Origin of the sequence: Actinomadura sp. CNU-125 (assembly GCF_001942465.1) — a bacterium.
In the GTDB taxonomy this organism is placed as follows: domain Bacteria; phylum Actinomycetota; class Actinomycetes; order Streptosporangiales; family Streptosporangiaceae; genus Spirillospora.
In genome coordinates, this window is the sequence record NZ_MKJY01000236.1 from 1 (window position 1) to 8,368 (window position 8,368).

The 8,368-nt window shown below is 74.0% G+C and carries 8 protein-coding genes, 2 tRNA genes and 3 pseudogenes; 4 read left to right on the plus strand and 9 right to left on the minus strand.

Annotation, left to right across the window (positions count from 1 at the left end):
* The 3 genes from BJF79_RS25955 to BJF79_RS25965 form a co-directional block, all read left to right on the plus strand.
* Positions 1-742 (plus strand): dihydrolipoamide acetyltransferase family protein (locus BJF79_RS25955; RefSeq protein WP_143220170.1); only part of this gene is annotated, 742 nt, incomplete at its 5' end.
* Between the two features lie 86 nt (positions 743-828).
* Complete coding sequence (gene pnuC / locus BJF79_RS25960; protein ID WP_075901245.1) at positions 829-1,485, plus strand: nicotinamide riboside transporter PnuC; 657 nt, start codon at positions 829-831, stop codon at positions 1,483-1,485.
* Positions 1,482-2,591 (plus strand): AAA family ATPase, encoded by a 1,110-nt coding sequence (locus tag BJF79_RS25965; protein ID WP_075901247.1) that lies wholly within the window; start codon positions 1,482-1,484, stop codon positions 2,589-2,591. The genes pnuC and BJF79_RS25965 overlap by 4 nt, the downstream gene beginning before the upstream one ends.
* Before the next feature lie 210 nt (positions 2,592-2,801).
* Here the strand turns inward: BJF79_RS25965 and BJF79_RS25970 are convergent, their stop codons facing one another.
* The 4 genes and pseudogenes from BJF79_RS25970 to BJF79_RS61630 form a co-directional block, all read right to left on the minus strand.
* The gene (locus tag BJF79_RS25970; protein WP_075901249.1) at positions 2,802-3,089 is read right to left on the minus strand and encodes a hypothetical protein; all 288 of its coding nucleotides are present in this window, start codon (positions 3,087-3,089) and stop codon (positions 2,802-2,804) included.
* On the minus strand, positions 3,086-3,382 hold the full coding sequence (locus tag BJF79_RS25975) for a hypothetical protein (RefSeq protein WP_075901251.1): 297 nt from the start codon (positions 3,380-3,382) through the stop codon (positions 3,086-3,088). Before BJF79_RS25975 ends, BJF79_RS25970 begins: the two co-directional genes overlap by 4 nt.
* A gap of 58 nt (positions 3,383-3,440) precedes the next feature.
* Positions 3,441-3,686 carry a hypothetical protein gene (locus BJF79_RS61625; RefSeq protein WP_262402592.1) on the minus strand — a complete coding sequence of 82 codons (246 nt, stop codon included), beginning with the start codon at positions 3,684-3,686 and terminating at the stop codon, positions 3,441-3,443.
* 133 nt (positions 3,687-3,819) lie between these two features.
* Positions 3,820-4,062 (minus strand): annotated as a pseudogene (locus BJF79_RS61630) (ROK family protein); the annotation flags it as partial.
* Positions 4,063-4,165: 103 nt separating this feature from the next.
* Between BJF79_RS61630 and BJF79_RS61635 the strand changes: the two are divergent.
* Complete coding sequence (locus tag BJF79_RS61635) at positions 4,166-4,777, plus strand: hypothetical protein (RefSeq protein ID WP_262402593.1); 612 nt, start codon at positions 4,166-4,168, stop codon at positions 4,775-4,777.
* Here BJF79_RS61635 and BJF79_RS67290 read toward each other — a convergent pair.
* The 5 genes and pseudogenes from BJF79_RS67290 to BJF79_RS67300 form a co-directional block, all read right to left on the minus strand.
* A complete protein-coding gene (locus tag BJF79_RS67290) occupies positions 4,774-5,541 on the minus strand; it encodes a glycoside hydrolase family 3 protein (protein ID WP_410050140.1) in 768 nt (255 codons plus the stop codon). The genes BJF79_RS61635 and BJF79_RS67290 overlap by 4 nt on opposite strands.
* A gap of 21 nt (positions 5,542-5,562) precedes the next feature.
* Positions 5,563-6,710: pseudogene (locus tag BJF79_RS67295) on the minus strand (glycoside hydrolase family 3 protein); the annotation flags it as partial.
* A gap of 107 nt (positions 6,711-6,817) precedes the next feature.
* Positions 6,818-6,892 (minus strand) — tRNA-His (locus BJF79_RS25990).
* A gap of 112 nt (positions 6,893-7,004) precedes the next feature.
* A tRNA-Ser gene (locus BJF79_RS25995) sits at positions 7,005-7,087 on the minus strand.
* Between the two features lie 732 nt (positions 7,088-7,819).
* Positions 7,820-8,263 (minus strand): annotated as a pseudogene (locus BJF79_RS67300) (MFS transporter); the annotation flags it as partial.
* Between the last annotated feature and the right edge of the window lie 105 nt (positions 8,264-8,368).

The window sequence follows — 8,368 nt, forward strand, 5'->3', positions numbered from 1 at the left end:
CCCGGCCGCCGCACCGTCCGCGCCGTCCGCGCCCGCCGCCGCGTCCCGGGCCGACGACCCGGACGTCGAGGCCGTGCCGCTGAACCGGTTCCGCAAGGTCGCGGCCCGGCGGCTCACCGAGAGCAAGCAGAACGCGCCGCACTTCTACCTGAACCGCGAGGTGGACGCCGACGCGCTCGTCGCGTTCCGCAAGACGGTCAACGAGGCGCTCGCCCCGGCCAAGGTCAGCGTGAACGACCTGGTCGTCAAGGCGGTCGCGACGGCGCTGCGCGAGCACCCGGCGGTGAACGTCTCCTACACCGAGGAGAACCTGCTCTTCCACAAGCGGGTGCACGTCGGCGTCGCGGTCGCGGTCGAGGACGGGCTGGTCGTCCCGGTCGTGCGGGACACCGACCGCAAGAGCGTCTCGGAGATCGGCCGCGAGACCCGCGAGCTGGCCGGACGGGCGCGCGACGGCAAGCTGTCGGCGAACGACATGAGCGGCGGGACGTTCAGCGTCAGCAACCTCGGCATGTTCGGCGTCGACTCGTTCTCCGCGGTGATCAACCCGCCGGAGGCCGCGATCCTCGCGGTCGGCGCCGTCCGGGACGAGCCGGTGGTGCGCGACGGCCAGGTCGTCGCGGGCAAGCGGATGGCGGTGACGCTGTCGGTGGACCACCGGGCGTGCGACGGCGCGACGGCCGCCGCGTTCCTCGCGCGGCTGGCCGAACTGCTGGAGAACCCGCTGCTGATCGTCGCCTGAGGCGGCGCGTCCGGCGTCCCGCCTCCGATCCCGTCCGGTGCGTCCGGGCGGGGTCGGGGCGGCGTTGATATGCGAAGATCGCCGTCATGGCGGTGAACGTTCCGCTGGGTCCGCTGCTCGACCCGGCCTTCCACCTCGGCACGGTCCCCACCGCGTGGGCCGAGCTGCTCGGTTTCGCGACGGGCGCGGTCAACGTGTGGCTCGTCGTCCGGCAGAACATCCTGAACTGGCCGATCGGCATCGCGAACGTGATCCTGCTCGGGCTGGTGTTCCTCGACGGCGGGCTCTACGCCGACGCGGGCCTGCAGATCGTCTACATCGGGCTGCAGGCGTACGGGTGGTGGGTGTGGCTGTACGGCGGCGAGGCACGCGACGACCTGCCCGTCCGCCGCACCACCCGCACCGAGTGGGCGGTGCTGCTCGCCGCGGGCGCGGCCGGCACCGCCGCGATCACCTGGCTGCTGACGACGTTCACCGACTCGACCGTCCCGTTCTGGGACGCGCTGACGACCGCGCTGTCGCTGATGGCGATCTACGGCCAGTCGCGCAAGCTGCTCGAATCGTGGTGGATCTGGATCACCGTCGACCTGGTGTACATCCCGCTGTACTTCTACAAGGACCTCAAGCTGACGAGCGCCCTGTACATCATCTTCCTGTCGCTGTGCGTCCTCGGCCTCGCCGCCTGGCGGCGCGACCTGCGGGACGCGGGCGGCCGCGCGGAGCCGGCCCCGGCGGCCGCATGACGTACGAGCACGGCCTCGTCATCGGCAAGTTCTATCCGCCGCACGCGGGACACCATCACCTGATCGACACCGCCGCCGCCGCGTGCGCGCGGGTGAGCGTGGTCGTCGCGGCGTCCAGCGTGGAGAGCGTCCCGCTCGCGCTGCGGACGGCGTGGCTGCGCGAGGCGCACCGGCAGCCGAACGTCGAGGTCGTCCCGGTGGTGGACGACGCCGAGATCGACTACGAGTCCGACGAGGTGTGGTCGGCGCACGTCGCCGCGTTCCGCGCCGGGCTCGCGCTCCGCTCGGGCCTGGGCGTCAACGTGCCGCCGGTCGACGCGGTGTTCAGCTCCGAGCCGTACGGGGCCGAGCTCGCCGCCCGGTTCTCGGCCGCCCACGTGCCGGTGGATCCGCCGCGCGAGCGGTTCCCCGTCAGCGGCACGGCCGTCCGGTCCGATCCGGTGGGCAACTGGGAGTGGCTCTCGCCGCCCGTCCGCGCGTACCTGGCGCGCCGGGTGGTGGTGGTCGGCGCCGAGTCGACGGGCACCACCACGCTGGCGCGCGCGCTGGCCGCGCACTATGCCGAACGCGGCGGCGTGTGGGCACCGACGCGGTGGGTCCCCGAGTACGGGCGCACCTACACGGAGGAGAAGCTCGCCGCCGCGCGCCGCGCCGCCGACGACCCGTCCCTCTGGCTGGACGACCTCGTGTGGGAGTCCGCCGAGTTCACCGGCATCGCCGAACGCCACGCGGCGCTGGAGGACGCCGCCGCCCGTTCGGGCTCGCCGCTGCTCGTGTGCGACACCGACGCGTTCGCGACGGCCGTCTGGCACGAGCGCTACCTCGGCGCCCCGGCCCCGGAAGTCGAAGCCGTCCACGTGCGCGTCCCGCACCACCTGTGGATCGTCACCGACCCGGACGGCGTCCCGTTCGAGCAGGACGGCTGGCGCGACGGCGAGTCGATCCGGGCGTGGATGTCGAACCGGTTCCGCGACGAGCTCGAACGCCGCGCCCTCCCGCACGTCCGGGTCACCGGCCCCCACGAGGAACGGCTCGCCGCCGCCATCACCGCGACCGACGCCCTCCTCGCCGCCCCCTGGCCCTTCGCACCCCCACTGACCGCGTAGCCCCCGGCCCCGTTCCAAGCCACCCGAACCGGCCCGCCCCCGCCGGACGCACCGAGCGACGGGCCGTCGCGCCGCCGTCGCGTCCGCCCCGGCCCGGGCCCGCCGACCGGGCGGCGAGCCGCTGCCGTCCGCGTCCGCTCCGATTCGAGCTCGCCGGACGCGCGGGATGGGAGCCGCCGCTGCCGTCCGCGTCCGGTGGGCGAGCGGGAGTCAGCCCGCCCACACCAGGTCGGCCACGTAGAACTCCTTGATGTCGGCCAGAACCAGGTACTCGATGCAGGCGGCGGTGCCCGGGGCGCTGTGGGTGTAGTGGACGCCGACGCCGTCGAGCGGGCGGCCGGGCGGCGGGAGTCCCGCGTCCACGGCGGTGCCGCCGTGCCGGGCCAGGTCGCACAGGAAGTCGATCAGGTCGTCCCGGGCGGGCGGGGGGACCGATTCGAGCACGTCGGCCGCCACCTCGGAGCAGTAGACGGTCCAGCCGCTCTTGGCCGCGGTCACCCTCGTCGGCGGGGTCCGCGTCGTGCCGCGATGTCGTCGAGGGCGACGGCGCCCCGCCGGTCGAGGGCGCGGGCGCGGCGCCGGTCGCGGTCGGGGAGCTGGTCGAGCATCGCCTCGGCGTACCAGCCGGACAGGACGTTGTCGAGGTCGCGCCCCTGTTCGGCGTCGCGGACCTCGGCGAGGAACGCGGCGCGCTTGTCGCGGGAGAGCCAGGCGCCGATGCCGTCGACGGTGCGCGGGATGCGGTGCACCCGCCCGCGGTGGCGCGGGGGTTCGGCCGGCATGGCGCTCATGAACGTCCCCTCGATCGGTGTGTTCCCATGATGGACGGCACCCGGCGGGGGCGTCCGGTCAACGCGCCGGGTCGAGGGAGAACAGGTCGTCGTCGATGCGGTCGAGGGCGAGCCGGACGGCGCCGAGGCGCACGGCTTCGTCGCCGAGCGGGGACGGTTCGATGCGGACGGGACGGAGGCAGAGCGGGCGGACGGCGGCGGCGAGTTCGGCGACGAGGGGGTCGCCGGGACGGACGAGGGGGCCGCCGACGACGATCGTGTCGGGGTCGAGGGCGAGGGCCATCGCGGCGACGCCGCGGGCCATGGCGCGGCGAGCCGGGCGGCGGGTTCGGCGGCGAGCGGGCGGCGGTGTCGCGCAGGCCGAGTTCGGGGAGCATGCCGATCTCCCCGGCGGCGCCGCCGCGGCCGCGGTGCAGGCGGCCGCCGATCAGGACGCCGATGCCGGTGTGCAGGCCGGCGTGGACGCAGACGACGTCGTCGGCGTCGCGGGCGGCGCCGCCGCGCCAGCGTTCGGCGAGCGCGGCGAGGTTGGCGTCGTTCTCGACCAGGACGGGGCAGCCGAAGGAGCGGGCGAGTTCGCGGGCGAGGGGGACGCCCTCCCAGCCGGGGACGACGGTGCAGGACGCGACGGTGCCGCCGGGGTCGACGACGCCGGGGGTTCCGGCGGCGACGGCGCGCAGCGGCCACCCGGTCGACGCCGGTCGCGGCGAGCAGGGTCTTGACGGCGGCGCGCACGGCGCCGATCCGTTCGGCGGGCGGGGCGTCCGGGCGCAGGTCGGCGCGGTGGCCGCCGACGGCGTCGCCGGCGAGGTCGGTGATCAGCAGCCGGGTGCGGTGCGCGTCGATCTCGATGCCGAGGGCGTGCCCGGCCTCGGCGCGGAAGCGGTAGCGGCGGGCGGGGCGGCCGAGCGCGGCGCCGTAGCGGGGCGCGACCTCGGCGACCAGGCCGTGCGCGGTCAGCTCGGTGAGGACGCCTTCGGCGGTGGGGCGCGACACCCCGACCCGTTCGGCGAGGGCGGACAGCGTGAAGTCGCCGCCGGCGCGGAGCGCGCGGAGGGTCGCGGCGGAGTTGAGGCGGCGCAGCACCGAGGGATCTGCTCCGTGCGGGGACGGTCGGGACACGGGACGCCTTTGCAGCGGTCGGCGAGCGGACGGCTTTATGAAAGATGTTTGCGTAATACCGGCCGGGGTGGCGGCGGGTCGAGGATACCCAGCTCGGAGGGCGTGCCGATGAACGAGACGGGCCCTGCGGCCGCGGTGGCCGAAGCCGGTCTGGGATACGGGAGGCCGGGCGGGTCGGATCGTCGCCGTGGCCGAGCCCGGCGCCGTCCGGCGGGAACGGTTCGGGGCGAGGCGTCGCCGCCGGACGACGTCCTCAACGAGATGCCGCCCTAGTTGTAGGAGAGGCCGTAGCCGAAGGGGAACAGCGGCTTCTCGGGGTCGCCGCGGTTGATGGGCTGCTGGGCGGCGTCCGACATCCAGGTGACCGGGAGCTTCCCGGTGGGCGCGGCCTTCCCGAACAGGACGTCCGCGACGCCCGCGCCCTCGGTGCCCGGCAGCCAGGACGCGACGAGGGCGTCCCACCCGGAGAGCCGCGGCGCGATGTCGAGCGGGCGGCCCGACACCAGGACGACGATGACCGGGACGTCCGCCGCCTGCAGCCGCTCGATGGTCTTCACGTCGGCGGCGGCGAGCCCGAGGCCGCCGGTGCGGTCGCCGTGGTATTCGGCGTAGGGGTCCTCGCCGACCACGGCGATCGCCGCGTCGTAGGTGTCGTCGATGCCCTTGCCGTCGCGGCCGTAGTCGACCTTGACGGACGGGCCCGCGACCTCGCGGACGCCCTCCAGGATCGTCGTCCCGGGTGTGATGTCGCCCGCTTCGCCCTGCCAGGTCACCGTCCAGCCGCCGGACTGGCGGCCGATGTCGTCGGCGCTGCGGCCCGCGACGAAGATCTTGTCGGTGGCGGCGCCGAACGGCAGGACGCTCTTGGAGTTCTTCAGCAGGACCTGCGACTTCGCCACCGCGCGGCGGGCCAGGGCGCGGTGGTCGGCGCCGCCGACCGACTTCATGTAGCCGCGGTCGGCCAGCGGGTCCTCGAACAGGCCGAGCTCGAACTTCTTGGTGAGGATCCGCCGGTTCGCGTCGTCGATCCGCGCCATCGGGACGTCGCCCGCGCGGACCTCCGCGCGCAGGAAGCGGATGAACTTCTTCCATTCCTCGGGGACCATCACCATGTCGATCCCCGCGTTGATCGCCTTGGCGACCTCGGCGCGGGTGAAGCCGGGCTCGCCGTCGATCTGGTCGACGCCGTTGTAGTCGGACACCACGAACCCGCCGAACCCCAGCTCGCCCTTCAGCACGTCGGTGATCAGGTACTTGTGCTCGTGCAGCTTCACGCCGTTCCAGGAGCTGTAGGACACCATGACCGAGCCGACGCCGCGCCGCACGGCCGCGCGGAACGGCGGCAGGTGGATCTCGCGCAGCCGCGCCTCGGAGACGCGGGTGTCGCCGCGGTCGTCGCCGCCCTGCGTACCGCCGTCGCCGAGGTAGTGCTTGGCGGTGGCGAGGACGGACGTCGGCCCGGCGCCGAGCTTGTCGCCCTGCAGGCCGTCGATCATGGTCGTCATCGCGGACGGCAGGCCGGGCACCTCGCCGAACGACTCGTAGGTGCGGCCCCAGCGGTCGTTGCGGGCCACGCAGAGGCAGGGGGCGAAGTTCCAGTCGACGCCGGTCGCGGTCATCTCCGCGGCGGTCGCGCGCCGATCTCGCGGACGAGCGCGGGGTCGCGGGTCGCGCCGAGCCCGATGTTGTGCGGGAAGATCGTCGCGCCGACGACGTTGTTGTGGCCGTGGACCGCGTCCACCCCGTACATCAGCGGGACGGCCAGGGGTGCGGCGAGCGCGGCCTTCTGCAGCTCGTCGTACATGTCGGCCCAGGTTTCGGCGTTGTTGGGCTTGGGCGCCGAACCGCCGCTGGACAGCACCGACCCGATCCCGTACTCGGTGATCTCGGCGGGCTTGATGTACCGCCGCTCGGGCTGGGTCATCTGCCCGAGCTTGTCGTCGAGGCTCATCCGCCCCATCAGGTCGGCGACGCGCTTCTCGACCGGCAGGCTCGGGTCGAGGTACGGCGACGGCCCGGCGCCGGGGCGCTCGGCGGAGGTCAGGGCGATGCCGGAGCCGTCCGCCGTGCCGTCCCTCGTGCCCTCCGCCATGCGGACGGAGCCGCCGCCGGTGCCGAGCGCGAGCGTGGCGAGCATGCCGAACGCCAGGACGCGGTGCCGGGCCCGGACCGTCCGCCGCTTCGCCTTCGCCGAGGTGCTGTCCATGCGGCGAAGCGTTTCCGCGGATGATCAATCTCAACGCAACCGAATGTCAGCGTCTGGGCAATATCTGACGGTCGGCGCCGGACGAACACCGACGATTCCGACTTACAGGGCGACCGCCCGGTATCGAACCGAGGACTTCCGGGACCACGACCCGGCGTGCAGACCACCACACCACGGACGCCACGTTCCCCGCGAAGGCGGTGCGCCGCCGGGGACGAGGTACCGGATGCAGGAATCGAACCTACCTGATGCGACTTATGAGGTCGCCAAATGCACCAGCATTTCTATCCGGCGCGGAGGGTGCGGGATTCGAACTCGCGCAGGTGACCCTGACCACGGCTTAGCAAGCCGGTGCCTTTCCGCTCGGCCAACCCTCCGGAAAACAAAAAGACCGCCCGTGGCCTGCGGGCGGTCGACGGACGAACGTGCTGGTCACGTCCCTCCGCGGCTCCCGAGACCGGAGTGACTGCGGCTGTGCATTCGGTGCTGATACATCGCTTTCTCCCCTTCCGGCCTCGTTCGAAGACACTCTTATAGTGCCGTAGCCAAATTCCTGACGCAACCCTTTTTGCGGCCCGTCGAGATCGAGGACGGCGGCGGCGTGCGATCGGCCGAAGGTGTCGCGTCGGCCCGCCTTCCGTGTCACCGGTCACAGCGGACGCGGCGGTGTTCGGGAAGCGTGGCGGCGGGCGCGCTCTAAGATGAGCGGGGAAGGCGGTGGACGTTTGGACGAGCGCGGCGGAGGAACCTCCGGCGACCCGATCGACTACCCGCCCGACGGCTGCCTCTACGAGGTCCGCTACACGCTCGGCCCGCGCGGCGCCGGGACGGTGATGTTCCCCGACGAGTTCGCGCTGGGCCGCTGGTTCACCGCGATGGCCGCCGAGGGCATGTTCGCCCCCGAGGAGTTCACCGTCCCCGACGAGGACGGCCGCAACGGCTACCAGATCGTCTGCGTCACCGACGGCGGCCGCACGGAGATCAGCTACTTCCACCCGCGGCTCGTCCGGGGCCGGATCGAGGGGCGCGCCGCCGCCGCTGACCGGCGGCCGGCCGGCCGCCGGAACCCGGCGGGCGGCCCACAGCGTCAGGACGCAGGCCGCGCCCGCGAGCACGCCGTGCACGCCCGCCGACATCAGGACGGTCGACAGCAGGCTCGCCGCCGCGGCGATCGTCCACACGGCGGCGTCCACCGCCCCCTCGGCGTGCTCGCGCAGGTCCTCGGGCAGGTCGCGGGCGAGGACGCCGCTGCCGCCGACGACGCACAGGTTCCAGCCGTAGCCGAGCAGGAACAGCGCGGCGGGCCGCGTCACCGGGCCGTCCAGGACGGCGTCGAGCACGGCCGAACCGGCCAGGACGGCCAGTCCGGCGAGCAGCACCGGGCGGGCGCCGTACCGGTCGAACAGCCGGCCCGACACCGGCGCGAGGGCGAACATGCCGAGCGTGTGCGCCGCCAGCGTGATCCCCACGGCGGTGAGCCCGGCCCCGTGCAGGTGCATGTGCAGCGGCGCGGCGGTCATCACCGCGACCATCACGGCCTGCGCCGTCGCCATGACCGGCAGCGCGGAGCGGGCGGCGGCGGTGCGGGCCAGGGCGCGCAGCGAGGGCGGCCGGGCGCCGGAGCCCGGACGGCCGCGCGGTGCGCCCGCGGCGGCCGC